We start from the raw sequence: 26,291 nt of genomic DNA, 5'->3' as shown, positions 1-26,291 counted from the left end.
GATGAGTGCCTCGCCCTTCCCCGGCCCCGTGCTCGTGGTCTGCACCGGGAACATCTGCCGGTCCCCCTTCGCCGCCGTCTCCCGCTGGGCCCGCAGCGCCCCCGGCCCCGGCGCCGAGATCGCCGACCCCTACCGGCGCGGCGAGGAGGCGGCCGCCGCGGCCGCCTCCCGGATCTGGGACACCTGCGAGCAGCTCGACGCCCGCCTGCGCGGGGACGGGGACGCGTGATGAGTCCGGCCCTGGCCGCCCCGATCCTGATCACGATGACGCTGCTGGTCTCGGGCCTGGCGAAGCTCGGCAGCCGGCGCGCGACGGTCGACGCGATGACCTCGCTGCGCCTGCCTGCCCGCGGGCTCCATCGGCTGGTGGCGACGGTCCTGCCCGGGGCGGAGGTGGCCCTGGCGCTGCTGCTGTGGGCGCCCGTGCCCGTCCTGCAGACGGTGATCGCGGTGCTGGTCGCCGCCCTCATGGTGGCCTATCTGGTGATCATCGCCCGCGCGCTGCGGTTCGAGGAGGCGGTGGAGTGCGCCTGCTTCGGTACCCTCGCCTCCCCCACCGTCTCCCGCGCCACCCTGCTGCGCAACGCGCTGCTGACCCTCGCCGCCCTGCTCACCGTCGTGCTGGCCGCGACCGGGGAGGTCGCTGACGCCGTGGTGCACACCCCCGGGTCCCTGCTCGGCTGGGCCCTCGCCCTGGTGGCGACGACGGTGCTGACCACGGCGGCGCTCGGGGGGCTGACCGCCCCGGACGTACCGTCCGCCGCCGCGCCCGCGGTCCCGCACGGCGACGAGCACGCCGGGGATGCTGGGGGCTCCGAGCTCGACCGGGGCGCGGAGGAGGCGGAGGAGCTGGACTACGAGCGCAGCGCCATCCCCGCCGCCGTGCTGCAGCGCGAGGACGGCACCCTGGTCACCCTGCGGGAGCTGACGGAGGCCCGGGCGGCCCTGCTGCTGTTCGTCACCGAGGGCTGCGGCCCCTGCGAGCGGGTGCTGGACCAGGTGGGCGGCTGGGCCGCCGAGCTGGAGCCCACCGTGCAGGTGCTCGCCGTGCTCCGCACCCCGGCGGCAGGGCTGCGGGAGCGCACCACCGCCCGGGTCGCCGGGCGTGCGCTGCACGACCCCCGTTTCAGCGCGCGCGAGGCCCTGGGCGGCCGGGGAGCGCCGAGCGCGGTGCTGCTGGGGGCCGACGGGATGCTGGCCGGGGGGCCGGTGGTCGGCGGCGACGAGGTGATCGGCTTCGCCGCGGAGATCGCGGAGCAGATCCGCGAGGCCCGCGCGGAGGGCGCTCTCCCCGCGGCGGAGCCCGCCGCGCACTGAGCGACCGCCGAGCGGCCGCGCCCGCGCTCGACGCGCGGTGGGGTCGAGGGCCCCGCGGGCGGCGAGCGCGTCCCAGACCACCGCGGTCACCCCGTCCAGCAGCACCACCACGCCGAGCCGGGGATGGTCCAGCACCCCGGCGTGCAGCAGCAGCTCGCGCCCGATGCGCCGCTCGATGATGGCTCGGGTGAGGTCGCCCGAGAGGGTGTAGGCGGCGGTCGGCCCCGGGGACAGCGGGCGGGGACCCCCGGCGCGGTCGCCCTCCGGGGGCTCCTCCCCCGACGGGGCGGGGGGGAGTAGGCCAGCACGATCGGGGCGGTGCGCTCCTCCTCCGACCCGGTCGCCGACGGCGACGCCTCCCCCTCGGGGCGGGGGTCCGCGAGGTGCGCCCAGAGGCGGGCGAGCTCGGCGGCGAGCGCCTCGTGGCCGGGACCCAGCGCGATCCGCACGGGGTGCCCGGCGAGGCGCAGGTCCCGGGCTCGGGCCCGCGCCGGGACGGGGCGCGCTCATGCCGGCTCCCCGGCGGCGTCGGCGGGGCGCGAGAGGAGCAGGCCCTGGGCGGCGAGGGAGGCGAGGAACTCCGCGACCACGTCGTCCAGGTCGGCGGGGGCGTCCTCCAGCTCGGCACGGAGCTCGGCGGAGATCGCGGCGGGAGTGCGCCAGAGCGGCTCGGGGTCGTCAACGGCCCCGAGGGCGTCGAGGATCCACTCCCCCGCACCGTGCAGCTGCAGCACCGCGCCGGAGGGCAGCGCCCCCCACCCGGGTGCCCTCCACCCCGACGTCGAGCACGAGGGTGCGCAGCCGGTAGGCGCGGACGTCGCCGTCGCTCACGGCACGCTCGCCTGCACGAACCGGCCGGCACCGCCGGCCCACAGGGCCCCGGCGGAGGCGGGGACGAACAGGGCGCGGCCGCGGGGCAGCACGTGCCGCCCGGCCGCGGTCTCCACCAGCACCTCCCCCTCCAGGCCCAGCAGGGTGCGGGGTCCGGAGCCGGGCACGGGATGGCGGGGGCGGAACACCCCGGGCGGGTCCTCGAGGGTGGTCAGGGACAGCTCGAAGTCGTCCACGGGGGCGTAGTAGGCGATCGAGGTGGCGTTCTGCCGCTCGGGAGCGACCCGCAGCGGCGGTGCGGCGCTGACGCTCACGCACTGCAGCATCTCCTCGGCGTCCACCCGCTTACCGGTCAGGCCGGCGCGCAGCACGTTGTCGCTGGCGGCCATCACCTCCACGGCGATGCCCTCGAGGTAGGCGTGCAGGGCACCCGGGGGCACGAACATCGCCTCCCCGGGCTGCAGGGTGACGGGGTTCAGCAGCAGGGCGGCGACCACGCCGGGGTCGCCGGGGTGGTGGGCGGCCAGCAGGCCGACCGTGCGGTCGATGCGTGGGGAGGGGGAGTCCCCCGCCACCAGGCGGGCAGCGCAGGCGTCGACGACCGCCCGCACCTCCGCCTCGCCCGGGCGCATCGAGGCGGCCACCAGGGTGCGGAAGGCCGCGCGCATGCCGTGGGCGGTGGGGTGCTCGGTGAGCAGGCCGTGCAGGCGGTCGGTGAGGTCGGTGCCGAGCCCGGCCAGCAGCGCGGCGGCGCGGCGCGGGGTGCGGAAGCCGCAGATGGCGGTGAAGCGGGTCAGCGCCACCACCATCTCCGGCTTGTGGTTGTCGTCGCGGTAGTTGCGGCCCGGGGCGTCCAGGGCCAGGCCCGCCGCGTTCTCGGCGGCGAAGGACTCGGCGGCGTGCTCCCGGGTGGGGTGGACCTGCAGCGACAGGGGACGTTCGGGGGCGATGAGCTTGAGCAGATAGGGCAGGCGGCCCGCGAAGGCGCGGCACACGTCCTCCCCAAGCAGCCGCTCCGGGTCCGCGGCGATCACCGCGTCCAGGGAGCGGGCACCGGGCAGCCCGGCGGGGGCCAGCGGGTGCGCGCCGAACCAGATCTCCGCCCAGGGCTCCCCGTCGGCCTCGGCGCCCAGGAAGGCGGGCAGCGCCGTGCGGGACCCCCACGGGTACCGCTGCACGCGGCCCTCGAGCTCCCACATGGGCATGATCCTTCCCCCGGGCGAGGTCGGCGATGGTGCTCGGCGGGGACCTCGTGCCCGCCCGTCCGTTCTCAACCCTAGGAGACCGACCTCCACGATGCGTCCAGGAGCAGGCGGGCTCCTTGGACTGCGGGCCATGACCGAGAGCGTTCGGGTGCCCGAGCTGGCCGCCGGGCGCGGCCGCTCCACGGACTGCGATCTGCTGGTGGACCCCGACGCCGTCGACCGCCTCGACCGGGCCCTGGAGGCGGCCGGCTGGGAGCCGGTGACGAGTTTCGCCGCGGGCAGCGTCCTCGAGCACGAGGCGGGCCAGGGCGATGCCGAGGGCCACGCCCAGCACGGCCCCGATCGTGTTGGTGGCGACGTCCACCACGGTGGCGTCGCGACCGGGCAGGGTGAGCTGATAGGTCTCGACCGCCACGGAGATCCCGGCCCCGAGCAACACCCACCACCAGCGCGGGCTCAGCACCGCGAGTGCGGCGAAGACGGGCACGAACAGCAGCACGTTCGCCAGGTCGAAGAACACCTCCGGGGAGATCACCGACTGCAGGCCCAGCGGCCCCATCGTCAGCTCCCAGGCACGCAGGTTCGCGTGGTTCACGGCCCCCCAGCCGTCGGCCGTCAGCAGCAGCACGCCGGCACCCAGCGGGTACAGCAGCAGCACCGCACAGGCCGTCCATCGCAGGGTCCGTCCCCGGCGGACGGGTCCCGGGTCGGCGGGCCGGTGCGGCACGGGGACGCCTCCCGGACTCAGTACGCCCCGCGCGAGGCCAGCACCGCCCGCACGGTGCGGGCCAGGATCAGCAGGTCGCGGGTGAAGGACCAGTTGTCCACGTAGTACAGGTCCAGCCGCACCGTGTCGTCCCAGGAGAGGTTGCTGCGTCCGGAGACCTGCCACAGCCCCGTGATGCCGGGGCTCACCGCGAGACGGCGCTTGGCGTCGATGTCGTAGTCGCTGACCTCCTGGGGCAGCGCGGGGCGCGGTCCGACCAGGGACATGTCACCGCGCAGCACGTTGATCAGCTGCGGCAGCTCGTCCAGGGAGTAGCGGCGCAGGACCTTGCCGACCTTCGTCACCCGGGGGTCGTCGGCCATCTTGAACATCACCGCGTTGCCGCGGTCGCGTGCCAGGGTCTCCAGCTCGTCACGGCGCGACTCGGCGTCGGTCACCATCGAGCGGAACTTCAGGAAGGTGAAGGGGCGGCCGCCGCGGCCGACGCGCTGCTGGCGGAAGATCGGGGTGCCGCCGTCGTCACGCTTGATCGCGATCATGATCCCCAGCAGCACCGGGGACAGCAGCAGGAGGGCGAGGGAGCTGGCGGCGATGTCGAAGGCCCGCTTGGTCCAGGTGAGGGCCTTGCGGGATCGCGGCAGGTCCAGGTGCACCAGCGGGAGACCGGCGACGGGGCGCATCCGCACCCGGTCCCCGGCGATCTCGCTGAGGCCGGGCACCACGATGACGTCGACGTTGAGGTCCTCGAGGTCCCAGGCGGTGCGGCGGAACTCCTCGGCGGTGGCGGTGGAGCCGGCGGTGAACAGCACGATGTCCGGGCGCATCAGCCGCACCACGGAGCGCAGGGAGTCCTCGCGGCCCATCACCTGGATGCCGTCGATGTCCTGCGGCCCGCGGTCGTAGTGCTCCGAGATGGGCAGCACGGCCCCGGCGACGTCGTAGCCCAGCCACGCCTCCCGACGCAGGGTGCGGGAGATGCCGCGGACCGCGGAGGGCGAGCCGACGGCCAGCACCCGCGAGCGGAACTTCCCGGCGGTGCGGGCCCGCTGCAGCAGGCGGCGGGCGAGCAGTCGCACCAGGAGCAGCAGCAGCGGACCCACCAGGAACAGCGCCACGAAGAAGGGCCGCGACAGCGGCACTCCGGTGAGGTAGAGACCGGCTCCTACCAGGCCCGCGGCGATCAAGCTGGCGCGCATCACCGAGCGGTACAGCTCGGGACCGGCGGAGATCAGCCGCGGGTTGTAGCCCCCCGAGGCCATGATCGCCAGCAGCCAGCCGGCCGCGATCACCACGGCGGAGTCGGAGATCGCGCCTCCCAGGTCGGGCGCGCGGCCGAGGGAGACGAAGGACTGCCGGATGAAGTAGGCGGCGACGGACGCCAGGGTGAGGGCCACGATGTCGGCCAGCACGAGGGAGGTGGTGGCCATGACCCGCCGTCGACGGATCCGGGCGGGAGCCTGGGCGGTCAGCGCGATGCGGTGCGGTGCCGGGCCACCGGAGGGGGAGGGGTCCGGCGCCTCGACGACGCTCGCGGGCGGTGCCGGGCCGTCGTGGTCGAGGGACGGAAGAGGCTGAGTCGTGGGAGCCACGGGTGACCCTCCAGGGTGTCGTGGGAGAGGTGAAACAAGGGGCGGGAACTCCGCACCCGGGTGGCCTGCGAGGCGTACTACCCGAGCTTTTGCGGAGTATGACCGATTCGTGAACCTTACCCGCGCCCCGGGATCCGCCGTAACCACGAGCCGTACATCTTCGCTGTTCGAATGCGTCACACGAGGGTCACGCCGTGGTTCGAGGGACGGGCGCGGGGGATCCTCGGACGGGGCACCACCCTGGGCGCATGCGCGGCCAGCCCCCCTTCACGGTCATCGTGCCGACCCTGCAGCGGTCGCCGCGGCTGGCGGAGGTTCTGGACCGCTGCCTGGAGCACCGCCTCGTGCTCGAGGTGATCGTCATCAACAACGCCGGGACCCCGATCGACCGGGAGCACCCGAAGCTGCGGGTGCTCGAGCGGGGGCGCAACATCTTCGTCAACCCGGCCTGGGACCTCGGCGCCGGGGGACGCATCGGCCACCGCCTCGCCCGCCCCGACGCCACCACGCGCTACGACGGCACCTTCCACTGCCTGCGGCGGCGCGACTACCACCCCGTGCCGGCGGAGCTGAAGACCTGGGGCGGGGACGACTGGCTGGTGACCATGTCCCCTCGACCGCCCGCGGCTCTCATCCGCACCCCTTTCATCACCGACATGTCCACCACCTCCCGCGCCCCGGACTTCCAGCGGATGTTCGCCGCCGAGCGCGCCGCGACCGTGCGCCTGGTGGACTCCCGTCGCGGGGAGCGCTGGTGGCACCGGCCTCAGCAGGTCCTCGTCGACCTGCGGATCCGCTGGTACGCCGGGACCGGGCCAGCGGTCACCGCGGGGGTGATGGCGTACCGTCGCCGTCCCGTCATCCGGCAGTGCCTGGACAGCGTCCTCGCCGATCCGGACTGCCGCCTGGTGGTGTGCGACAACGCGTCCCCCGACGGCACCGCGGAGGAGATCCGGGCATGGGCCTCGGAGCTCTCCCCCGCCGACCGGGAGCGGGTGATCCTGGCCCTGGCCGGGGACGACTGGCAGCTGCCGGGGCGCCTCCCCCAACAGGTGGCGGCCCTGGAGGACACCGGGGCGGTGCTGGCCTACGGGGACTGCCTGCGGGCCGACCGCGCCGGGCACCTCGAGTCCCGGACCTTCTCCGGGACGCATCCGCAGTGGGCAGCGCGCATTGCCGCGCCCGATCCGCTGCTGCGGATGCTCGAGCACGCCGACTGGATCCCCGCGCCGACCGTTCTGCTGCGCATGGAGGCCCTGCGCGCGGTGGGCGGCTACGACACCGCGCAGCCCTATGAGGACCTCGACACCTATGCGTGCCAGCCGAGCATGATCCGGGAGAAGGCGGTGGGCACGGCACCGGAGAGCACCTGCAGGATGGTGGCCCGCGGGCGGCGGCGGTGCGCGGCGTAGGGGGCGCCGAGATAGCGTCGAAGGAGTTCGGACTGCGCGGCGGCCTCCGCGCGGCTGGTGATCCCGAGGCTCCACCAGCGGATCGCGATCAGGGCCGGGTTCTTGAGGATGAAGACCCCGGCGACGAGGCCTGCGAGGGCCAGCAGCACCCGGGGACGGTCCTCGGTGCCCAGCAGCGGCACCAGGTATCGCCGGACCGAGCCGGGCAGCTCCCCCTCGGAGGTGAGCATCTGGGTGAGCGGCAGCATCGAGAGCACGGCCAGCATGTCCAGGCCCGCGGAGAGCGACGCCGTGACCAGCAGACCGAGCACCTGCCCCCGCATCCGCCACGGCACCAGGGCGAAGCTCCGGCGCAGGCGGGAGATGTCCTGGCGCACGGTGGTGCGCGGCGGACGGTCAGGCATGTCCGCTCCGTTCGGCGGGCGGACGCGGGCGATGGTGTCGATGACGGCCGCCCGGGCCGGTCCGTAGCATGGCCCCTACGTACGACGATGCGCAGGAGGCGGCGATGCAGCTGGTCGATGCGCCCGTCGGCGTGCACAGCGCCTGGCCGCTGCGCGACCCGGCCGCCTGGTCCGGGGTGATCGCGCCGATGGTGCGGGCCATCGAGTCCGTCTGCGAACCGGAGCTGCTGGAGGTCCCGCCGGTCGGGGACGCCCTGGTGGACCGGGCCCGCGCCCGCCTCTCCCCCCGCACGGTGCTGCCCTCCCACTCCCGGGCCACCGCCCAGCGGCGCTCCGCGGCGCTCGGCCGGGTGCTGGCCGCCTCCCCCACCCGGGCCCTGGTCTCCCTGGCCTCCTCGACCGATCTGGTGCTGGACCCGGGCCGGCCGACGGTGCAGGTCACCGACGCCACCTTCGACGCGGTCTCCGCCCTGTACCCGCTGTACGCGGATCTCAGCGCCTCCTCGCGGCGGCAGGGCCGTTGGGTGGAGCGCCGCGCCGCCCTGCACACCCACCACTACCTGGTGGCGAGCGTCTGGGCACGCGACTCGCTGGTGGGCGACATCGGGGTGCCGCCCTTCCGGGTGACCGTGGCCCCCTTCGGCCCGGCCATCACCCCGAAGGGTCCCCGTCCGCCCCGCGCGCCCGGGGACGTGCTGCGGCTGCTGCTGGTGGCACGGGACTGGGAGCGCAAGAACGGCGCGGCGGCGCTGCGGGTGCTGTCGCTGCTGCGGCACCTGCGACCGGTGGAGCTGACCATCGTCGGGGACGCCCCGGCGGAGCTGCCCCCGGGCGCCCGCGCCGTGGGCCCGCTCGACGCGGCGCAGCTCTCCCGGCTGTACGCCCACTCCGACCTGCTGCTGGAGCCCTCCCGGGCCAACGCCTCGGGGGTGGTGATCACCGATGCCCTCACCCACGGCCTGCCGGTGCTCGCGGTCGACGCGGGCGGCGTCTCCACCCTGGTGCGGCACGGCGTGGGCGGCTGGCTGGTCGACCCCGGCCAGGTGGAGGGGCAGATGCTGGCGCGGCTGGTGCGGCTGTCCCCACAGCGGCTCGCGCAGGTCTCGGCGAGCGCCGCCGAGGACGCGGCCCGGCGCCTGAGCTGGAAGGCGTGGGCCCAGCAGCTCGCGGCGGTGACGCTGCCCGGAGCGGGGGCGGCCACCTGACGGGAGGCCTGTCCGGTCAGATTTACCGCGGGCCCCATGTGCGGTGGCGGATCCGGCCCTGCCAGCGGCCGGTCACCCATCCCCGCCCCTGTGCCTGCTCCTGGCGGTCACCATCTCCGCACAGCAATCGCCACAGATCACCGGGAAGTCGACGCAGACGCCGCAGCTCGATCCTCCACGAGGCGCGGTCCAGATCGTGGTCGATGTGCTTGACGAAGAGCAGGATCGAGGTGGCGCCGTAACGGCGGTACTGGGTGAAGGCGTCGCGCAGCCGCCCCCGCGGCACGTCGGTGAAGTGGGCGTCGCGGACGAGGCCGAGGCGGTGCCCGGCCTGCTGGGCGCGCCAGCACAGGTCCACCCCGTCGTGGCCGCGCACGAAGTCCTCGTCGAAGCCGCCGATGTCCGTGAGCACCGCGCGGCGCAGCACCAGGAAGGCGGAGATCCCGTAGGGCAGGTACCCCTGGGTGACGGGCAGCGCGAAGGTCGCCGGGTCCTCCCCCGTCGGGACGCCGCTGGCCAGGCCGAGACCGCGGCCGGCGGCGAAGGCGGCGTCGACCGCGGCGAGCGCGTCGAGCTGGGCGGCGATCGTGGGGGCGGCGTCCCGGGCGGGGATCACCACGCTGATCCGCGGGAGGGTCAGCGGGGGATCTTGGCGCCGAGCACCAGCGCCTCCGCGCGGGCGCGGATCTCCTCGATGAACCGCTGCTCGGAGAAGGTCTCGGCGTGGGCGCGGATGCGAGCCGCGTCCCAGCTCATCTCCTCCATCTCGGCGAGGCCCCGGCGGATCTCGGCCGGGGAGGTGCCCTCGATGAGGTGCCCGTTCACGCCCTCGGCGATGGTGTCGAGGTAGCCGCCCGCGCGCAGGGCGAGGGTGGGGATGCCGTGGGCGCCGGCCTCGAGGGGGGTGAGGCCGAAGTCCTCGTGGCTCATCGCGATCAGGCCGCGGGCGCGGGCGTAGGCCCAGCGCAGCTGGGCGTCGTCCAGGCCCTCGACCAGGCGGACATTCGGCGGGGCCATGGCGCGCAGCCGCTCCCGCTCGGGGCCGCGGCCCACCACCAGCAGACGGGCGCCGGCGGTGTCGCCGACGGCGCGGATCACGCGGTGCACGTGCTTGTAGGGCTGCAGGCGGGAGACGACCTGGTGGTGTCCGCCCTCGGTGCCGTCGGCGCCGGCCCAGCCGGCCAGCTGGGGGATCGGCCGCTGCTCCCCCTCGGCGACAGCGGGGTGGAAGGGCGGGAACACGGTGCTGGCCTGGATGCCGTAGGCCTCCTGGATCCGCTCGCGGACGATGGTGGAGTTCGCGAGGTACTCCCCGCTCGCGGCGGCGGTGCGGGCGGCGCGCTGGTCCCAGCGACGCAGGGAGGGCGTCAGCGCGGTGAGGGCCAGGCGCTTGGGGTCCATCGGACCGGACGTGCCGAGGTAGTCGGCGGGCAGGTAGAGCCAGCGCGCCGGGGAGTGGCAGTAGACCAGGCGAGCGCCCTGGGTGGGGAAGGCGTGCGCCCAGCCGGAGGAGCTCGCGATCACCAGGTCCGCGTCGATGTGCATCCGGTCCGCTGCGTGCGAGAGCAGCGGCAGGGCGCGACGGGGGTCCGTGCGCAGCGCCTCGATGCGGTTCAGGCCGCTGGTGCGGATGCGATGCTCGGCGAACTCGGGGTAGGTCTGCTCGGGCTCGTGGAACAGGGTGTGGATCTCGGCCTCGGGAAAGGCCCGGCACAGGGAGAGCACCACCCGCTCGGCACCGCCGCGCTGGGTGAGGTAATCGTGGGCGATGGCCACGCGGGGTCCCGGAGAGGGGGACGGGGTCATGACAGGGTTGCTCCTTCTCGTGCGCAGGCTCGACGGTATCCGACCACCCCGGCGCCCTCGACCCACAGCGCCACGAGCTTCCGGCCCAGGGGACGCGGCAGTCGGGGCAGCAGCGCGTCGACCGGGCCTGCACCCGCCGGGGTAGACCGGGGAGACGGGAGACGGCACGGACGGCGAGGTTCCAGGCGGACAGGGGCGGGATCGCGGCGGGGAGCCCGGCCGCGGGGTGGAGGGTCTCGAAGCGGTGCCGGGCGCGGCCGGCGTCGTGGGCGCGGCGCGCCCGGATCACGGTGGTGACGGCGGCGGCGCGGTGCCCGGCCTCAAGGCCCGGTTCCAGGGCGATCTCCAGGCCGGCGGCGTGCAGCCGGGAGCCGTAGTCGACGTCCTCCCCGCCGGCGTGGGCCGCCACGTGGCGGGCCACGAAGTCCGGGGCGGGCAGCAGGTCGTCGTCACAGCGGATCAGCACGTCCCCGCGGGCGGCCGCGTGTCCGACGTTGAGTGCGCCGACGCGGCCGCGGTTCCGGGGCAGCACCACGGCGCGCACCTCCAGGTGGGCGGAGGCCGTATCGGCGGCGTCGCGAACGACGCCCTCGGAGTCGTCGACCGCACCGTCGATGACGACGAGCACCTCAATGGTTCCCTGGTCGGGGGCGGTGTGGCCGACGAGCCGGCGGCGCACGTCCCGGTCGCTGAGGGAGCCGCGCAGGGTGCCGTGGCCGTCGAGCAGGAACACCACGCGGGAGCGGTTGGCCTCGATGCGGCGCAGCGCCTCGAGCACGCCGGCCTGCGCGCCGACCACGTAGGGGGCGGTGCGGCGGTCCAGGATCACGAGGGTCTCCATCCGAGGTGAGTCAGCATGCTCTCGGCGACGGCGACGTCGGCCACCGTGTCGATGTCCACGGCCTCGGCCTCCTCCAGCACGAACAGACCGATGCGGCCGCCGAGGCGGTTGCCCTGCTCCCGGTAGATGCGCGGCGCGGTGACGTAGAGGCAGCCGTTCCCGAAGTAGTGGAGCTACTCGGGACGCAGCTCCTGGCGGCGGGGCCGGGCGGTCACGTCGTAAGCGGGGACGGCGCTGCCGCCCTCCTCGACGGGGGGTCGCCAGAAGAAGGGGCTCTCGGGGACGACGCCGACCAGGGCGTCGACCTCGGAACCACGGAACAGCGTCAGGGCGCGGGCGATGGTGTCGGTGCGGCGCACCGGGGAGGTGGCCGGCAGCAGCAGCACGGCGTCCGGCGTGGCGCCGCCCGATTCGACGACGTCCATCGCGTGCAGCACGGCGGGCTCGCTGGCGGCGGTGTGGCCGGCCAGCTCCGCGGGCCGGTCGATCACGGTGGCGCCGTGCTCGCGGGCGACGCCCGCGATCTCCGCGCCCTCGGTGGAGACGGCGACGCTCAGCTCGGGGTCCTGCTCCCGGGCGGCGAGGGCCTGCGCGATGGTCCAGGCGATCAAAGGCCGTCCGCCCACCTCCAGCAGGTTCTTGCGCGGGATGCCCTGGGAGCCGCCGCGGGCGGGGATCACCGCGAGGGCGCTCACGTCCCGTCCTCGAGGAACTGGGCGATCAGCCGGGCGGGCTCGTCGGCGCCGACGGCGGGGGCCGGGGTGGGCGGGCCGCCCCAGCGGCGCATGCCGTAGCGCTCCCAGAACTCCCGCACCCAGTCGGGCATCGAGCGGCCGGTCACCCAGGCGGGTCGACCGCGGACGGCGGCCTCCAGGATGCCGGTGGAGAAGATGCCGACCACGGGCCCGTCGAGCTCGGGCAGCGGGGTGGTGGGCTCGACGACCTCGATGCCGCGACGGCGCATGAGGGCGTGCGCGGCGCGGGAGACGCGGTCGGTCTCGGCGGGGTGGGGCCGGTAGACGGCGCCCTCGCGGCGGCAGAACTCGTAGGGGATCCCGGCGCTGAGCCGACGCGGCAGCTCGGCGCCGTGCATCTGGCCGAGGAACACGATCTGCCCCCCAGCGGGGGACGGTGCGGACTCGGACTCGTGGGCGGCCTGCCACAGCAGCTGCGAGCCGACGGTGCGGGTGGCGACGTCCTCGCGGCCCGAGCGGTGGAAGGCCGCGTCGGCGTCGCTCCAGGCCAGCAGCGTGGTATCGGCGGGCAGCGGTGGGGCGAAGGGGGTCAGCGCACCGTGCTGGACGACGGCGGTGCGCACCCCCGTCTCCAACGCCCAGTCGTGCAGCACCCGGCCGACGCCGAGGTGGTGGCCGAGGGTGAGCAGCGCGGCAGGCGGCTCCTCGTCCAGGGCGCGACGCGCGTCGGTCAGGGACTCGGCGCTCCACTCCGGCCCGCCCAGCTCGGGCAGCTCCACCCCGGCGGGGGCGAGCACGTCCACCCCGACGGTGAGGTAGGGCAGGGCCGTGAGCAGGCTGGCGCGGGAGGAGGGGGTCGCGGAGTCCACCCCGATGAGCACCCGCGGAGCGGCGGGGTCCTCGCCCTCGCGGCGATGGCGCACCAGGGTCGGGGCGGGCTCCTCGGCGGCGGGGGACCCGCGGAGGGAGCCGAGGGTGCCGGTGAGGGCGTGCTTGGCGTGCCGCAGGCGGTGGCGGCTGTGCTGCCACTCCTGCCAGCGGTCCAGGCTGCGGGGATGGATCAGGGCCACGGGGAGTCGACCTCCTGGATGCGATGGTCGAAGGTGTGCTTCGCCAGGGTGCGGGCACGGCCCGCGGCGCGGAGGCTCTCGCCCCGGGCGCGGTCCGTGAGGGCTAGGCGGCCGAGCTCGGCGAGCTCGTCGAGGTCGCGCCACAGCGCGACCTCGGTGCCGATGTCGTAGTAGCGGGTGACGTCCTCGCGGTCCACGAGCTGCACGCCGCCCGTGCCGGGGATCTCGAAGGTGCGCATCGCGTGGCCGTTCTGCAGGCCGTGGATGGCGATGCCGGCGGCGCCGTCGGCGTGGAGCTGGTAGGCGCGCTCGAGCGGCACCTCCCGGGAGGTCCGGAAGGAGGGGCGGCGCCAGGAGAAGGTGCGGGCGCGGTGGGGGTCGAAGGCGTCGGGCACGCAGAGGGCGTCGACACCGGCCGCGCGCAGGGCGGCCGTCTCGGACTCGGCGAAGTCCACCACCGGGCCGACCTCCCGCAGGAACGCGGTGGTGTAGTCCTGGCGGTGCAGGTCGTCGTAGAGCCAGAGGATCCGCGGGATGCGGGCGGTCTCCTCCCAGAAGCGATCGTCCAGGGCGTCGCCCTTGATGACGACGAGGCGCTCGGAGCGCAGCTCCCGGACGGCGGCGAGCGCACGGTCGGTGAGGCGGCTGCACTCGGCGGCGCGGCGGGCGAAGGCCTCGGCGATGCTGCGGCCGTAGCCGTGGAAGCCGGGGGTGACCAGCAGCAGGCGGGGGACGTCGGTGCTCATGGTGCCAGTTCCCTCCCCGCCCGGTGGATGAGACCCAGCTCCTCGCGCGCGACCTTCAGGGGCCGCACCTCGCGTCCGGCGGCCCGGCGTCCAGCATTCCACATCAGGTTCACGGCGGTGGCGAGGGTGAGGGCGGCGCGCAGGGCGTGCACGTGGCCATGGCGGCGGGCGAAGCGCATCCGGGCGCCCACCAGCCAGCGGCGGCGTCGCGCCTCGCTGCCGGCGGAGCCGCCGCCGAGATGGACCACCTCGAGGTCGGCGTCCAGCAGGGAGGGGATGCTGCGCTCGCGCAGACGGAGCTGCAGATCCACCTCCTCGACGTACATGAAGTACCCCGCGTCGAGACCCCCGAGGGCGCGGACCGCGGAGAGGGGCAGCAGCAGCACCGCGCCGGAGACCCAGTCCACCGGCACCAGGCCGTGGCCGCGCTCGGCCGCCAGGTCGTGGCCGACGGCGCGGTGCAGCAGGTCGCGGTGGCGCTGGGAGTCCAGCGGCACCAGCCACTCGACGGTCTGCTGGGCGATCGTCGGGAAGCGCCGGGCCGCGTACCCGGAACGGCCCCTGGCGTCGACGCTCCGGCAGCCCACCACGGCGGGCTGGAACGCGGCGGCGTGGGCGAGCAGGTCGCCGAGGAAGCCCGGCGGCAGACGCAGGTCCGAGTTCAGCACCAGGGCCTGGGTGATCGGCTCCTCCCCCGCGGCCAGGGCCTCCAGGCCCGTGTTCACCGCGGCCGCGAAGCCGCCGTTGCGCTCCCGCCGCAGCAGCTCGACGCCCGCGGGCAGGTCGGCGAACTCCACGGGCGGGGTCGAGGCGTCGTCCACCAGCAGCAGCCGGGCGGGGCGCTCACGGGCGGGCTCGCCCAGCAGGTCCTCCAGCAGGGGCAGCACCGGGGCGATCGGCCCGTGCACCGGGACCACCACTCCGCACCGCCCGGTGCTCATCGGGGCTCCTGCGGATCGGCGGCGCGGCGCCGGCGCCCGCCGTCCTCCTCGGGGTCCGCGGTGCCGGCCAGCAGCTGGGACAGGCCCACCTCGCCGTACACCCCGAACTCGGAGGCGACCACGGGGCGGCGCAGGTCCGCGTCGATCAGCAGCGTCGGCTGGCCGACGCGGGCCAGCTCCTTGTCCTCGGGCGGGGTGCCGAGCACCGGCAGCTCGAGGCCGTCGGGGAGGTCCCCGGCGGTGCGGACGCGGGTGTCGTTGCGGTCGCACAGGAAGACCAGGGCCAGTGCCAGCAGCAAACCGGCCGCGGCGCCGAGCATCGCGAAGCGCTGCCGGTCCGGGGAGACCGGCGCGGTGGGCAGCAGGGCCGTCTGATAGGTGACCAGGGAGTAGCCAGCGGTCACTCCCTCGTCGCCGCCGGTCTCGATGGCCACGGCCTCCACCGCGTCGTTGGCGATGGCGTGCCCCTCCTCGGAGCCCGTCTTCTCGGTCGGGATCACGTTGCCGTTGGCCACGTACCCCGGCGCGGAGGCGGAGTACAGGGAGGGCTGGGTGTACGAGTAGCCGTATCCGGCGGCGGCGCCGAGCACGGTGACGGCGATGAGCAGCAGCGCGTTGCGCAGCAGCATCCGCAGGAAGTCTTCGATGGTCACGTCGGCACCGTCTCGGCAGGGGTCACCTCGGCGTCATCGTATGTGGCCACACCCGGTTTCCGGGCGTTCCGGGACCCATCGCGCGCAGGTCTGTCCGGAACGTCCGGATCGTGACGGTGCCGCCGTGGCGCGGGTTCCACCGAGCGCGCCGCGAAGGCGGCAACGGCGGGTCCCGGCACCGGTGGCGCGCGGCCGCGGCCTCCCGCGGGATCGCCCGCCGCGGATCAGCGCGGCATGTTGCGCAGGTTGCTGGCGGCGAGGTCCAGCATCTTGCCCACGCCGCCGCCGAGCACGATCTTCGTCGAGGAGGTCGCGAAGCCGCGGATCTGCTGGGCCGTGATCTTCGGCGGCATCGAGAGCGCATCGGGGTCGGTGACCACGTCGATGAGCACCGGGCCGGGCGTGGCCAGGGCCTCGGCCAGCTGCTTGCGCAGCTTCTTGGGGTCGGTGATGCGCACCGAGGCGATGCCGGCGCCGCGGGCGATGGCGGCGAAGTCCACCGCCTCGTGGTCGGTGCCGTAGTCGGGCAGGCCCTCCACCAGCATCTCCAGCTTCACCATGCCGAGGCTGGAGTTGTTGAAGACGACGATCTTGGTGTCCAGCCGGTGCAGCTTCACGGTGAGCAGCTCGCCCATCAGCATGCCGAGGCCGCCGTCGCCGGACATCGAGATCACCTGGCGGCCGGGGTGGGAGGCGGAGGCCCCGATGGCCTGCGGGAGGGCGTTGGCCATGGTGCCGTGGTGCCAGGAGCCGAACACGCGCCGCTTCCCGTTGGGGGTGATGTAGCGGGCGCCCCAGACGTTGCACATGCCCGTGTCCACGGTGAACACCGCGTCGTCGTCGGCCAGCTCGTCGAGGGTGGCGGCCACGAACTCGGGGTGGATCGGGGTCATCTTCTCCACGTTCTTGGTGTACGCGGAGACGACGCCCTTGAGGGTCTTGTGGTGCTGCTTGAGCATGCGGTGCAGGAAGCGGTGGTCCTTCTTCCCGTCCTCCAGCAGCGGCATCAGCGCCTGCAGGGTGAGGGCCACGTCGCCGTGCAGGGCCAGGTCCAGGGGAACCCGGCGGCCGAGCCGGGAGGCGTCGGCGTCGATCTGCACGATGCGGGTCGAGGAGCCGCCGCGGGGCAAGAACTCGCTGTAGGGGAAGTCGGTGCCGAGCAGGATCACCAGCTCGGCCTCGTGCATCGCGTCGTAGCAGGCCCCGTAGCCGAGCAGCCCGGACATGCCCACGTCGTAGGGGTTGTCGTACTGGATCCACTCCTTGCCGCCGAAGGCGTGGCCCACGGGGGCGTTCAGCCGCTCGGCGAGGGCGAGCGTCTCCTCGCGGGCGCCGCGCACCCCGGCGCCGGCGAACAGGGTGACCGTCTCCGCGCGGGCGATCATCTCGGCGAGCTCGCCGACGGGGCCGGCGGCCGGCTGGACGGCGCCGAGCTCGGTGGCGAGGGTCCGGGTGAGAGGCCCGTCGACCTCCTCGTCGGCGACGTCCCCGGGGATGACCAGGACGGACACGCCGTGCTGGGCGATCGCGGTCTGGACGGCGATGTGCAGCAGGGTGGCGCCGTGGGGGCCGGAGTTCACCATCTCGCAGAAGTGGGAGCACTCCTGGAACAGCCGCTCGGGGTGGGTCTCCTGGAAGAAGCCGGTGCCGATCTTCTCGCTGGGGATGTGGGAGGCGAGGGCCAGCACGGGGGCGCCGTCGCGGTGGGCGTCGTAGAGGCCCTGGATGAGGTGGGTGTTGCCGGGGCCGCAGGAGCCGGCGCACACGGCGAGCCTGCCGGTCAGACGGGCCTCGGCGCCCGCGGCGAAGGCTGCGGCCTCCTCGTTGCGCACATGGACCCACTCGATGCCCTCGGTGGTGCGGATCGCGTCGACCACGGGGTTCAGGGAGTCGCCGACCACGCCGTAGATCCGTTCCACCCCCAGGTCCCGGAGCTGCGTGACAAGGAGCTGAGCGAGGGTGGCGCGGGCCATGAGGGGATCCTCCCGGGTCGGGGTGCACCGGCACGGCGTGCGGGTGCGGGGTGTTTCGGTTCGAGCCTAGACCCGTGCGCCGAGCCGTGGTCGGCCCGGGCGGTGTTTCTCCGTGCACAGTCCCCGCCCACCCTCACCACCGCACAGCAGCCGGTTCCGGCCGCTGAGAACGGGCTCCCGGTGCACCTTCTCGGCGATATACGCAGTGATGGTGCAGGGGGAGCCCGTTCTCCGCGCGGGTACGCTGGGGCGATGATGTGCGAGGCGGTCCGGTGAGGGTCGTCCTGGCGACGGTCGGCACCCGGGGGGATGCGGTCCCCTTCGCCGCCCTGGCCGCCCGGTTGCTCCGCGAGGGCCACGAGCCGGTGCTGGTCACGCACGAGTCCTTCCGCGACACCGCCCCTGCGGGGGCGGTCGTCCGCACCGTGCCCGGGGACGCCCACCAGCTGCTGGCCGGGCCCGGCGGGCGGGCGCTGCGCCGCCTCGATCCGGTGGGCCTGAACCGGGCCCGCGGCGAGTTCGCCGCCTTCGTCTCCGCCGTCGCGGCCCCGGTCTCAGCCGCGCTCGAGGGCGCCGACCTGCTGCTCGCCTCGACCTTCGCGATCGGCGCGGTGGACGTGGCCCGGCAGCGGGGCGTGCCGGTGGTGCGCGCCCACCAGTGGCCCGAGAACGAGGCCCTGCACGGCCCGATGCCGCTGCTGCCCTACGCCTGGGCGCTGCCCGAGCCGGCGCGCCGGGCGCTGCGGGCGGGGATGCGGCGCGCCGAACCCTACCTGGGCGGCTTCGACGGCGGCTGGCGACGGTGCCGGCTGCGGCTGCACCCCCATCACCCCGCCGGGCTGACCGGCACCACCCACGGCTCCCTGCTGGCCGTGAGCCCGCGCCTGCTGGCCGGCCTGCCGGTCGACGCCGCGGTGACGGGCTGGTGGCAGGAGCCGGAGGGGCAAAGGGACCCGAACATTCCTGGGGTGGAGCCGCTGTCCGCGGGGACCTGGGTGGCGATGGGCTTCGGCTCGATGCCGCAGGCGCATCCCGAGCGGCTGTGGGAGCTCGCGAGCACGGCGGCCCGCCGCGTCGGCGTGCGCGTCGCCCTGCAGCTGCCGGGCACGGAGGGCTGGGAGGACGGCACGGTGCGCGGCCTCGGCGCGGTGCCGCACGAAGCGCTGTTCGCCCGGGTGGCCCTGGCCGTCCACCACGGCGGGGCGGGCACCACCGGGGCCGCCGCCCGCGCGGGCGTCCCCACGGTGGTGGTGCCGCACGTCGCGGACCAGTTCTTCTGGGGGCACCGGGCGCAGCGCCTCGGCATCTCCCCGCCTCCGCTGCCGCGTGCCCTGCTGACGGCGGACCGCCTCGCCCGGGCCCTCGAGCAGGGCCTGCGGGAGGCGCCGCGGCGTCGGGCCGCGGCTCTCGGCGAGCAGGTGCGGGCCGAGGACGGCACCGGGACGGCGGTGCGCCACCTCGAACGGGTCCTCGCGCACTCCGGGGCTCGGCGCTCCGGCGCGGGGACGCCGTGAGCGTCGCCTCGCCCCCCATGCGCCGCGGTCCGGGCACCACGAGATGGCACGAACGGATACCGCCGGGCACCCTTGCGGCGCTGACCGTGCTGGTGGTGCTGCTGGCCACGGGCGGCCGCTACGGGCTGCACGGGGACGAGCTCTACTTCCGGATGCTGCCGCTGCGCTGGTGGTACGAGGACCAGCCGCCGCTGACCGTGGCCCTCACCCAGCTGATGACGCAGTTCGGCGAGGCCGGCTGGGTGCAGCGGGTCCCGGCGGCGCTGGCGGCGGCCGCGGGGGCGCTGCTGGCCGGGGCCTTCCCCCGGGTGCAGGGCTTCGACCGGCGGGTGCAGTCGGTCGCGGCCTGGGCGCACGCCACCACCGTGTACCCGCTGATCATGGGGCACGTGCTGCTGACGGCGACCCTGGACCTGCTGGCCTGGCAGGCGGTGGTGCTCATGGTGGTGGCGGCCGATCGGGGGCGGCCGCAAGCGCTGCTGCCCGCGGGGATACTCGTCGGCCTGGCCTGCTGGAACAAGCTGCTGATCCTGCCGCTGGCGGGCGTCCTGGTGGTCTCCCTGCTGCTGGTGCGGCGCGACCTGCTGCGCACCCGCCCGGCCCTGCTGGGGGCGCTCGCGGCGGCCCTGATCGGGGGGCCGCAGCTGCTCGCGCAGGCGCTGCACGGGTGGCCGATGCGGGAGGTCTCCGCCGATCTCGTCGCTTCCTCGGGGGACCTGAACCGGCTGCTGGTGCTGCCCCTGCTGGTGGTGTTCGTGGGCCCCCCGCTGCTGCTGGTGTGGCTGCGCGGGCTGCGCTGGTCGGAGGCGGGCACCGGCCTGCTCGGGCTGTTGGCGCCGGCGATGGCGGTGCTGGTGGTGTTCACCCTGCTGGGCCCGGCGCAGCCCTACTACCCGGTGGGTCTGGCCCTGTGCGCCCTGGCGCTGGGCTGGGGCCCGGCCCGGGAGGCCGGCAGCCGGATCTGGCGCCGCGCCCCGGCGGTGGTGGCCGCGAACGCCGTGGTCGCCGCGCTGCTGGTGCTCCCCCTGGTGCCGCTGGGCTCCCCCGCCTTCTCGGTGGTCGCGGCCGTGAACCCGACGCTGCGGGACCAGGCCTCCTGGCCGGCCTACGTCGACCAGGTCCAGCGGGCGCGCGGCGGCGACGGGGTGGGGGTGGTGACCGACGGCTACGCCCTGGCGGGCGCCATCGCCCACGAGGGCGAGGGCAGGTCCGCGCCGATCCCGATCGCGTCGGGGCACAACGCGCTGTGGGAGCTGGGGCCGCCGGGCACGCCGGAGGTGCTGCTGGTCGGCGAGCGCAGCACGGGCCTCTCGGGCCATTTCGCGCACTGCACGGACGCCGGGACCCTGGAGGCCGCGTCGAGCGACCCCTTCGGCGTGGCCGGCTCGCCGATGCTGCGCTGCCGGGGCCCGATCGGCGGCTGGGACGCCGTCTGGCCGGCCTTCCGTCACCTGGGCGGCTGAGCGTCCCGCCGCACCATCCGGGCCGTGCGCTCGAGGACCCCGGACTCGAGCAGCACGATCAGCACCAGCGCGAGCAGGGAGATCAGCTCGGCCGCCCCGCGGATCCGCCAGGAGGGCACCAGGTGGGCGATGGTCGAGGCCAGGGAGACCGCGGCCAGGACGGCGCGCAGGCGCGGTACGGCCGGCACGGCCGGTACGTCCCATGACCCCCGCACCGTCTCCTCGCGGATGCCGCTGACCAGCAGCAGGGCCGAGGTCAGCGGCAGGGCGAGCACGGCCGCGGCGAGGTGGATCCGCGGCGCCGCGTCGGAGGGGAAGACGGCCAGCAGCAGCAGGCCGAGCGCCACCGTGAGCAGGGCCGCCCGCAGCCAGGGACCCCAGCGCCGTCCGAGCACCGCGACCGCCGCCGTCAGCAGGACCCCGGTGAGGACCAGGCCCGCGTTGAACGCGCCGGCGCGGGGGGAGCAGATCCAGCGGCCGTCGGCGGAGAAGCAGGTGCCGGAGCCCAGGTCGCTGATCATGCTGAGCGGCCAGACGTACCGCACCTGCGGGGCGCTCACGGCCCCGGCGGCCGCGAGCAGCAGCACGGTGACGGCTGCGAACAGCAGGAGCGCGCCGAGGCGCAGCCGCCGGTCAGCCTCGCCGCCGCGCCGGTCCACTCAGTCCTCCTGCGCCTCGTCCTCCGCGGCCGGGTCGCGGCTGAGGTGCACGGTCGCCACGCGGCGCTCGTCCATCGCGGTGACGGTGAGGTGCCCGCCCTCGACCTGCACCTCGTCACCAACCTCGGCGATGCGGCCCAGGCGCGCCATCACGAAGCCGCCCACAGTCTCGTAGCCGCCGGTGTCGGGCAACTCGATGCCGGTGGTGGCCTCGAACTCCTGCAGGATCAGCCCGCCGTCGATCTCGCCCTCGATCACCGCGGCCTGCTCCCCGGTGACGGTGGCGCCGGCCTGGTCGAATTCGTCATAGATCTCGCCGACGAGCTCCTCCAGCAGGTCCTCGAGGGTGACGATGCCGTCGGTGCCGCCGTACTCGTCGATCACCACGGCGATCTGCTGCGCCTGGGCCCGCATCCAGTTCAGGGCCGAGAGTACTGCGACGGTTCCGGGCACGTGCTCGATGGGTCGCACGATCGCGGCGAGGGTGGTGACGGCGTCGTCCTCGGCATGCAGCAGGTCGCGCACGTGCACGAAGCCGAGCACGTCGTCGAGGTCCTCCCCGGTGACGGGGTAGCGGGAATGGCCGCTGCTGCGGATCAGGCGGCGGGCCTCGCCGACGGTCATGGCGCCGTCGAGGAAGTCGACCTGGTGGCGGGGGCGCATCACCTCGGAGACGGTGCGCTCGGAGGCGTCGAAGACGTCGGCGAGCACGCGGGACTCGGCCTCCTCGAGGGCGTCGGAGTCGCGGACCATCGCGCGGATCTCCTCGGAGGAGACGGCCTCGCGGTTGGCGTGCGGATCGCCGCCGAGCAGCCGCACCACCAGGTTTGTGGAGACGGACAGCAGCCAGATGACGGGGCGCATGAGGCGGCCGAAGACGTTCAGCGGCGGGCCGACGACCTTGGTCAGCGCCATCGCGTTCTGCATGGCCAGGCGCTTGGGCACGAGCTCGCCTAGCACGAGGGAGAGGTAGGCGATGATCAGCGTCATCACGATCAGAGCCGCGGTGCCGGCGGCCCCGGAGCTGAGCCCCAGGCGCTCCAGCACGGGGGCGAGGGAGGGCGCGATGGTCGAGGCGCCGTAGGCCGAGGAGAAGAACCCGGCGACGGTCACGCCGATCTGCACGGCGGAGAGGAACAGGTTGGGGTCGCGGACCAGGCGGGCGGTCGCGGCGCCGCGCTCCCCGCTCTCCTCGAGCTGGTCGATCTGGGACTCCCGCAGGTTCACGATCGCCATCTCGGTGCCGGCGAACACGCCACCGATGATGACGAAGAGCAGCACGAGCGCGATGTTGACCAGGACGGAGGGATCCATGGCGGCCACGCTACCGTGCGCGGCTCAGCGAACCCCCAGGTCGCGGACGGGAGGAAGCGCGGCTCACAGCCGCTCTCGCCCTGCGCGGCCCGCCCGGCTCACAGCAGCGGCAGCAGCTCCTGCCACACGGCGCGCAGGATCTCGGCGCCGCCGCGGCCCTCGAGGTGCGAGGTGACCGCGAGCATCGCCTCCTGCGCTGGCAGGACCAGCAGGAACTGGCCGTAAGCACCGTCGGCCCGCCACGCGCCGGGCACCGTGCAGTCCCAGATGCCGTGGCCGTAGCGGGCGCTCTCCGGCTCGGCGTCGCCGGTGGGGACGAGGGAGTCCGCGGCGTGCATCGCGGCGACCCACTCCCCCGGCACCAGGGCCTGGCCGTCGACGGTGCCGCCCCCGGCCAGGACGTCGCCGAGGCGGGCCATCTGGCCGCTGCGCAGCTGCAGGCCGGTGGCGCCCCAGGTGTGGCCGGCGCGGGTCGTGGCCCACTGCGGGTTCAGGATGCCGAGGGGGTGGAACAGGCGCGGCAGCAGCCAGTCGCGCAGGGAGAGCCCGGTGGCCTCGGTGACGACGCGGGAGAGCATCAGCACGCCGCCGTTGGAGTACTCGAAGCGCACCCCCGGGGCGTGCACCAGGTCGGTGGCGAGGAACAGGGAGGCGGGATCGGGGTGCTCGCGCTCGATGTCGACGAAGCAGGTGACCGGCGAGCCGGAGGTCATCTGCAGAAGGTGGCGCAGTCGGATCTGCTCGACCCCCTCGCCGTATCCGCCCGCGGGGGCGGGGAGGTGGTCGACGAGCCGGTCCTCGATCTCCAGCAGACCTTCGGCGCGGGCGATGCCGACGGCGAGGGCGGTGACGGTCTTGGAGACGGAGTAGACGTTCTCGGCGGTGTCGTCGACGAAGCGGTGCACCAGCGGCGCCCGGCCAGGACGGTGCAGGTGCAGGGCCCGCACCCCGAGGCGCTGCTCGTGGATGCGCTGGCGCAGGGGCAGCAGCAGGAGCGGGTCCGGGGTCTCAGCAGTGCGCTCGGCGGCGGGGCTCATGCTTTCGAGCCTAGGCCCGGACCCCGACGAACGGGCCGCACGGCAGCGGTCAGACGGCGACGGGCTCCGGCACGGGGGCGTGGCAGTCGCGGCCCACGGGCTGCAGGGCGCGGACGCTGGAGCGGGTGCCGATCACGCGGGCCAGCACGACGGTGACGACGATCAGGCCGCCCGCCCCGGCGATGCCGCCGGCGAGCGCGGCGGAGCCCAGCACGTCGGAGGCGGCGACCGCGGAGGGCAGGGCAGCGTTGGAGGTGCCGGGCGCGGCGGAGGCGGCGACCAGGGCGGAGGCCCCGGCGGCCGCGCCCGAGCCGATCGCGCCGACCCCACTGAGCACGGCGGCGAGGACCACGGAGACCAGGGTGACGGTGCCGGTGAGCAGGACGGGCAGCTCCAGGCCGCCGCTCTTCCAGGCCAGCACCGCGGCGCAGCAGGCCAGGGTGAGCGCCGGGATCAGCACGGCGACGCTGAGCTCGCGGGCCACGAGCGCCAGCAGGGTCGCCGCCGCGATCGCGAGGAGCGGGGAGCGCCAGCGGCTGCCGACGGCCTGCATCGGCACGGCCCGCATGCTCAGCTCCATGCCGATGGCCTGCAGCGGCGCCAGCACCAGGGCGATCACGACGACGGCGGCGCGGCGCAGGGCGGCGAGCCCGGTGGAGGAGTCCTCGCTGCCGGTCTCCAGCCCGGTGCCGTCGCCCGTGCCGAGCACCGCGGCGACGATCGCGCCCGCGGCGGCGGCGAGGGAGACCACGCCGAGGCCGGCCAGCACCACGCCGAGGGCGCTGGAGCCCAGCAGGCGGCGACGGATCTTCGCTGCCACGGAGCCGGCGGTGCCGAGCGGCCGCCAGCCGCCCACCCGCACTGCGACGATGCCGGCGGGCAGCCAGAGCGCACCCATCGCCAGCGCGAGGCCCACGTCGAGCGGGCTGGTGGGGTCACCGCTGGTCACGCCCAGGGCGATGTTCACCCCGGGGGCCAGCGCCAGGATCAGCACGGTCGCCACCAGCAGCACGGAGGCCATCAGGGTGAAGGCGATGACGGCGGCCAGCACGGTGAGCAGGGGACGCGGCCCGGCGGACCACTCGGGTCGCAGGGTCGCCATCCGGTGGAAGGGCACGGGCTGACGGGCGTGCACCGCCCGGCACTTCCGGGCGTGGGCAGGAAGGCCCGAGAGGGGATCTTTGACGCGGCGCATGACGCGCCAACTCTAGGCGGATCCGCGCGCGCGTCCACCCCCGCGTGGCATGACCTCGGCCACCCGCGTCAGGACCGTGACCTTCCCGTGTCCTGCCGTTCACCGCGGAGGGCCTCAGCGCTCCTCCGCGTCCCCCTCCTGACGAGCCGCCGCCAGGATGTTCCGGGCCATGGCGGGGAAGACGAGAGCATGGAAGGGCAGGATCGCGAACCAGTAGAGCCGGCCCATCAGCCCGTCGGGGAAGTAGACGGCCCGCTGGCGGTAGACGACGCCGCGGCCGCCCTCCCCCGGTTCGACGGCGAGCTGCAGCCAGGCGCGGCCGGTCATCCGCATCTCGGCGCGCAGGGTCAGCAGGTGCCCGCGCTCGAGGTGCTCGACGCGCCACCAGTCCACGGCGTCCCCGACCCGCAGGAACCGCGGATCGCGGCGGCCGCGCCGCATGCCGGGCCCGCCCACGGCGGCATCCAGCAGGCCGCGCAGGGTCCACAGCAGCGGCGTCGAGTACCACCCGGAGGCGCCGCCGATGCCCTCGATGACGCGCCACACGGCGTCCGGGTCGACGTCCTCGGCGCGGCGCTCGCGACGGTCGGTGTACACGGTGTGGCCGGCCCAGGTGGGGTCCTCGGGCAGGGGGTCGGCGGGGCGGCGCCCGAGCAGCGAGTCGTCGGCCCAGTGGGCCTCGAGGTCGCCGGAACGCTGCGCCTCCAGCGCCGCGACCACGGCCTCGCGGTACGGCGTGGGGCCGCCCGGGGGCGCCTCCAACACCTCCTCGATGCGGCGGCCGCGGGCCACGGCCTCGTGCTGCATGGACTGCGCCAGAGGGATCGACAGCGACCAGGGGATGGGGGTGACCAGGCCGATCCAGGTGCCAGAGAGCAGCGGGGCCGGCACCGGCAGCGGCACCACCCGCCGCCTGGGCAGCCCGGCGGCCTCCGCGTATCCGGTCAGTAGGTCGGCGAAGCGCAGGTCGTCCTCACCGCTGCCCAGCGCCCAGCGTCCGGGGACGGGCTCAGCGACCAGGCAGGCCTGCACCAGGTGATGGATCACGTCGCCGATCGCGACCGGCTCGATGCGGTTGGTGACCCAGCGCGGCGCGGGCATGACCGGCAGCCGCTCGGCGAGGTGGCGGATGATCTCGAAGCTCGCGGAGCCGGCACCGATCACGGTGGCCGCCTCCAGCACGGTGACCGGCACCGCCTGCGGCGCCTCGACGCCCTGCTCCTGCTCCTGCTCGAGGATGCGCGCCACCCGCTCCCGGGAGGCCATGTGGGCGCTGAGGCGGTCGGTGTCGGGGTGCAGGCCGGAGAGGTAGACGATGCGGCCGACGCCGGCGCGCGGCGCCTCCTCGGCCATCACCCGCGCCATCCGCGCCTCCCGCTCGGCGTAGCCGTGGCCGGCGGTCATCGCGTGCACGAGGAACACAACGACGTCGACCCCGGCCAGGCCCGCGCGGACGGCGCGACGATCGGCGAGATCCATCTCGGCGATCTCGACCCGCTCCCCCCAGGGGCGAGCCCGCAGCCGGTCGCCGCTGCGGCCGGAGGCGCGCACGGTGGCGCCCGCCTCGAGCAGGGCGGGGACCAGGCGGCTGCCGATGTACCCGGAGGCGCCGGTGACCAGCACCCGGGAGGATTCGTCGGACGGGGCGGGGCGTTCGGTCATGCGGGGCACCTCCGAAAAGAGCGGGCGGGCCC

Annotated in this window: 23 protein-coding genes and 2 pseudogenes; 6 read left to right on the top strand and 19 right to left on the bottom strand. The window is 75.0% G+C overall.

The window, feature by feature from the left end; translation table 11 throughout:
- The first annotated feature begins 1 nt into the window (after position 1).
- Both OM98_RS04520 and OM98_RS04515 read left to right on the top strand, forming a co-directional pair.
- On the top strand, positions 2–229 hold the full coding sequence (locus OM98_RS04520; protein WP_010533396.1) for a hypothetical protein: 228 nt from the start codon (positions 2–4) through the stop codon (positions 227–229).
- A complete protein-coding gene (locus OM98_RS04515) occupies positions 229–1,317 on the top strand; it encodes a TlpA family protein disulfide reductase (protein ID WP_010533395.1) in 1,089 nt (362 codons plus the stop codon). Before OM98_RS04520 ends, OM98_RS04515 begins: the two co-directional genes overlap by 1 nt.
- Before the next feature lie 506 nt (positions 1,318–1,823).
- On the opposite strand, the gene OM98_RS04510 is transcribed toward OM98_RS04515, so the two are convergent.
- The 4 genes and pseudogenes from OM98_RS04510 to OM98_RS04500 form a co-directional block, all read right to left on the bottom strand.
- Positions 1,824–2,051, bottom strand: a complete 228-nt coding sequence (locus tag OM98_RS04510; protein WP_010533394.1) for a hypothetical protein — start codon at positions 2,049–2,051, stop codon at positions 1,824–1,826.
- A 93-nt stretch (positions 2,052–2,144) separates the two neighbouring features.
- Complete coding sequence (gene manA, locus OM98_RS04505; protein WP_010533393.1) at positions 2,145–3,347, bottom strand: mannose-6-phosphate isomerase, class I; 1,203 nt, start codon at positions 3,345–3,347, stop codon at positions 2,145–2,147.
- Between the two features lie 331 nt (positions 3,348–3,678).
- A pseudogene (locus tag OM98_RS16475) lies at positions 3,679–3,912 on the bottom strand (VanZ family protein); the annotation flags it as partial.
- 185 nt (positions 3,913–4,097) lie between these two features.
- Positions 4,098–5,507: a sugar transferase gene (locus OM98_RS04500; RefSeq protein WP_010533392.1), complete on the bottom strand. Its 1,410-nt coding sequence runs from the start codon at positions 5,505–5,507 to the stop codon at positions 4,098–4,100.
- Positions 5,508–5,917: 410 nt separating this feature from the next.
- On the opposite strand from OM98_RS04500, the gene OM98_RS04495 reads away from it, so the two are divergent.
- On the top strand, positions 5,918–7,081 hold the full coding sequence (locus OM98_RS04495) for a glycosyltransferase family 2 protein (RefSeq protein WP_010533391.1): 1,164 nt from the start codon (positions 5,918–5,920) through the stop codon (positions 7,079–7,081).
- On the opposite strand, the gene OM98_RS15030 is transcribed toward OM98_RS04495, so the two are convergent.
- On the bottom strand, positions 6,979–7,485 hold the full coding sequence (locus OM98_RS15030; RefSeq protein WP_083837687.1) for a hypothetical protein: 507 nt from the start codon (positions 7,483–7,485) through the stop codon (positions 6,979–6,981). The genes OM98_RS04495 and OM98_RS15030 overlap by 103 nt on opposite strands.
- Positions 7,486–7,589: 104 nt before the next feature.
- Here OM98_RS15030 and OM98_RS04485 point away from each other — a divergent pair, with 104 nt between their 5' ends.
- Positions 7,590–8,690 (top strand): glycosyltransferase family 4 protein, encoded by a 1,101-nt coding sequence (locus OM98_RS04485; protein ID WP_010533389.1) that lies wholly within the window; start codon positions 7,590–7,592, stop codon positions 8,688–8,690.
- Between the two features lie 22 nt (positions 8,691–8,712).
- Here the strand turns inward: OM98_RS04485 and OM98_RS15805 are convergent, their stop codons facing one another.
- From OM98_RS15805 to OM98_RS04440, 9 genes and pseudogenes are all read right to left on the bottom strand, one after another.
- The gene (locus OM98_RS15805; protein WP_029362684.1) at positions 8,713–9,309 is read right to left on the bottom strand and encodes a glycosyltransferase family 2 protein; all 597 of its coding nucleotides are present in this window, start codon (positions 9,307–9,309) and stop codon (positions 8,713–8,715) included.
- A 17-nt stretch (positions 9,310–9,326) separates the two neighbouring features.
- A complete protein-coding gene (locus OM98_RS04475) occupies positions 9,327–10,496 on the bottom strand; it encodes a glycosyltransferase (protein WP_010533387.1) in 1,170 nt (389 codons plus the stop codon).
- A gap of 418 nt (positions 10,497–10,914) precedes the next feature.
- Positions 10,915–11,337: pseudogene (locus OM98_RS16470) on the bottom strand (glycosyltransferase); the annotation flags it as partial.
- A 173-nt stretch (positions 11,338–11,510) separates the two neighbouring features.
- Positions 11,511–12,032 carry a cytidylyltransferase domain-containing protein gene (locus tag OM98_RS14460; RefSeq protein ID WP_010533385.1) on the bottom strand — a complete coding sequence of 174 codons (522 nt, stop codon included), beginning with the start codon at positions 12,030–12,032 and terminating at the stop codon, positions 11,511–11,513.
- Entirely contained in the window at positions 12,029–13,102 is a 1,074-nt protein-coding gene (locus tag OM98_RS04460) for a hypothetical protein (RefSeq protein WP_010533384.1), read from the bottom strand. The genes OM98_RS14460 and OM98_RS04460 overlap by 4 nt, the downstream gene beginning before the upstream one ends.
- On the bottom strand, positions 13,093–13,848 hold the full coding sequence (locus OM98_RS04455; RefSeq protein ID WP_010533383.1) for a glycosyltransferase family protein: 756 nt from the start codon (positions 13,846–13,848) through the stop codon (positions 13,093–13,095). Before OM98_RS04455 ends, OM98_RS04460 begins: the two co-directional genes overlap by 10 nt.
- Complete coding sequence (locus OM98_RS04450; RefSeq protein ID WP_010533382.1) at positions 13,845–14,789, bottom strand: glycosyltransferase family 2 protein; 945 nt, start codon at positions 14,787–14,789, stop codon at positions 13,845–13,847. Before OM98_RS04450 ends, OM98_RS04455 begins: the two co-directional genes overlap by 4 nt.
- A complete protein-coding gene (locus OM98_RS04445) occupies positions 14,786–15,442 on the bottom strand; it encodes a P-loop NTPase family protein (RefSeq protein ID WP_010533381.1) in 657 nt (218 codons plus the stop codon). The genes OM98_RS04450 and OM98_RS04445 overlap by 4 nt, the downstream gene beginning before the upstream one ends.
- Positions 15,443–15,666: 224 nt before the next feature.
- On the bottom strand, positions 15,667–17,415 hold the full coding sequence (locus OM98_RS04440) for a pyruvate dehydrogenase (protein ID WP_010533380.1): 1,749 nt from the start codon (positions 17,413–17,415) through the stop codon (positions 15,667–15,669).
- 272 nt (positions 17,416–17,687) lie between these two features.
- Between OM98_RS04440 and OM98_RS04435 the strand changes: the two genes are divergently transcribed.
- Together OM98_RS04435 and OM98_RS04430 are read left to right on the top strand one after the other, a co-directional pair.
- Complete coding sequence (locus OM98_RS04435; protein WP_010533379.1) at positions 17,688–18,929, top strand: nucleotide disphospho-sugar-binding domain-containing protein; 1,242 nt, start codon at positions 17,688–17,690, stop codon at positions 18,927–18,929.
- A 17-nt stretch (positions 18,930–18,946) separates the two neighbouring features.
- On the top strand, positions 18,947–20,392 hold the full coding sequence (locus tag OM98_RS04430) for a glycosyltransferase family 39 protein (RefSeq protein ID WP_139017569.1): 1,446 nt from the start codon (positions 18,947–18,949) through the stop codon (positions 20,390–20,392).
- Here OM98_RS04430 and OM98_RS04425 read toward each other — a convergent pair.
- From OM98_RS04425 to OM98_RS04405, 5 genes are all read right to left on the bottom strand, one after another.
- A complete protein-coding gene (locus OM98_RS04425) occupies positions 20,377–21,051 on the bottom strand; it encodes a DUF998 domain-containing protein (RefSeq protein ID WP_010533377.1) in 675 nt (224 codons plus the stop codon). The two genes, OM98_RS04430 and OM98_RS04425, sit on opposite strands and share 16 nt — an antisense overlap.
- Positions 21,052–22,365, bottom strand: a complete 1,314-nt coding sequence (locus tag OM98_RS04420) for a hemolysin family protein (protein ID WP_010533376.1) — start codon at positions 22,363–22,365, stop codon at positions 21,052–21,054. It lies immediately after the preceding gene.
- A gap of 98 nt (positions 22,366–22,463) precedes the next feature.
- Positions 22,464–23,402: a serine hydrolase domain-containing protein gene (locus tag OM98_RS04415; protein WP_010533375.1), complete on the bottom strand. Its 939-nt coding sequence runs from the start codon at positions 23,400–23,402 to the stop codon at positions 22,464–22,466.
- A gap of 49 nt (positions 23,403–23,451) precedes the next feature.
- On the bottom strand, positions 23,452–24,504 hold the full coding sequence (locus OM98_RS04410; protein ID WP_139017568.1) for a CAAX protease: 1,053 nt from the start codon (positions 24,502–24,504) through the stop codon (positions 23,452–23,454).
- A gap of 207 nt (positions 24,505–24,711) precedes the next feature.
- Positions 24,712–26,259: an SDR family oxidoreductase gene (locus OM98_RS04405; RefSeq protein ID WP_010533373.1), complete on the bottom strand. Its 1,548-nt coding sequence runs from the start codon at positions 26,257–26,259 to the stop codon at positions 24,712–24,714.
- Positions 26,260–26,291: the final 32 nt, after the last annotated feature.

This window comes from Brachybacterium squillarum M-6-3 (assembly GCF_000225825.1).
Classification (GTDB): Bacteria; Actinomycetota; Actinomycetes; order Actinomycetales; family Dermabacteraceae; genus Brachybacterium; species Brachybacterium squillarum.
This window is presented reverse-complemented; position numbering and strand designations above follow the sequence as displayed.

Excerpts from the sequence above, each read along its gene's own strand:
- OM98_RS04520 (WP_010533396.1), top strand. The coding sequence starts at position 2 with ATGAGTGCCTCGCCCTTCCCCGGCCCCGTGCTCGTGGTCTGCACCGGG.
- OM98_RS04515 (WP_010533395.1), top strand. The coding sequence starts at position 229 with ATGAGTCCGGCCCTGGCCGCCCCGATCCTGATCACGATGACGCTGCTG.
- manA (WP_010533393.1), bottom strand. The coding sequence starts at position 3,347 with ATGTGGGAGCTCGAGGGCCGCGTGCAGCGGTACCCGTGGGGGTCCCGC.
- OM98_RS04500 (WP_010533392.1), bottom strand. The coding sequence starts at position 5,507 with ATGGCCACCACCTCCCTCGTGCTGGCCGACATCGTGGCCCTCACCCTG.
- OM98_RS04495 (WP_010533391.1), top strand. The coding sequence starts at position 5,918 with ATGCGCGGCCAGCCCCCCTTCACGGTCATCGTGCCGACCCTGCAGCGG.
- OM98_RS15030 (WP_083837687.1), bottom strand. The coding sequence starts at position 7,485 with ATGCCTGACCGTCCGCCGCGCACCACCGTGCGCCAGGACATCTCCCGC.
- OM98_RS04485 (WP_010533389.1), top strand. The coding sequence starts at position 7,590 with ATGCAGCTGGTCGATGCGCCCGTCGGCGTGCACAGCGCCTGGCCGCTG.
- OM98_RS04475 (WP_010533387.1), bottom strand. The coding sequence starts at position 10,496 with ATGACCCCGTCCCCCTCTCCGGGACCCCGCGTGGCCATCGCCCACGAT.
- OM98_RS04455 (WP_010533383.1), bottom strand. The coding sequence starts at position 13,848 with ATGAGCACCGACGTCCCCCGCCTGCTGCTGGTCACCCCCGGCTTCCAC.
- OM98_RS04450 (WP_010533382.1), bottom strand. The coding sequence starts at position 14,789 with ATGAGCACCGGGCGGTGCGGAGTGGTGGTCCCGGTGCACGGGCCGATC.
- OM98_RS04440 (WP_010533380.1), bottom strand. The coding sequence starts at position 17,415 with ATGGCCCGCGCCACCCTCGCTCAGCTCCTTGTCACGCAGCTCCGGGAC.
- OM98_RS04430 (WP_139017569.1), top strand. The coding sequence starts at position 18,947 with ATGCGCCGCGGTCCGGGCACCACGAGATGGCACGAACGGATACCGCCG.
- OM98_RS04420 (WP_010533376.1), bottom strand. The coding sequence starts at position 22,365 with ATGGATCCCTCCGTCCTGGTCAACATCGCGCTCGTGCTGCTCTTCGTC.
- OM98_RS04415 (WP_010533375.1), bottom strand. The coding sequence starts at position 23,402 with ATGAGCCCCGCCGCCGAGCGCACTGCTGAGACCCCGGACCCGCTCCTG.
- OM98_RS04410 (WP_139017568.1), bottom strand. The coding sequence starts at position 24,504 with ATGGCGACCCTGCGACCCGAGTGGTCCGCCGGGCCGCGTCCCCTGCTC.
- OM98_RS04405 (WP_010533373.1), bottom strand. The coding sequence starts at position 26,259 with ATGACCGAACGCCCCGCCCCGTCCGACGAATCCTCCCGGGTGCTGGTC.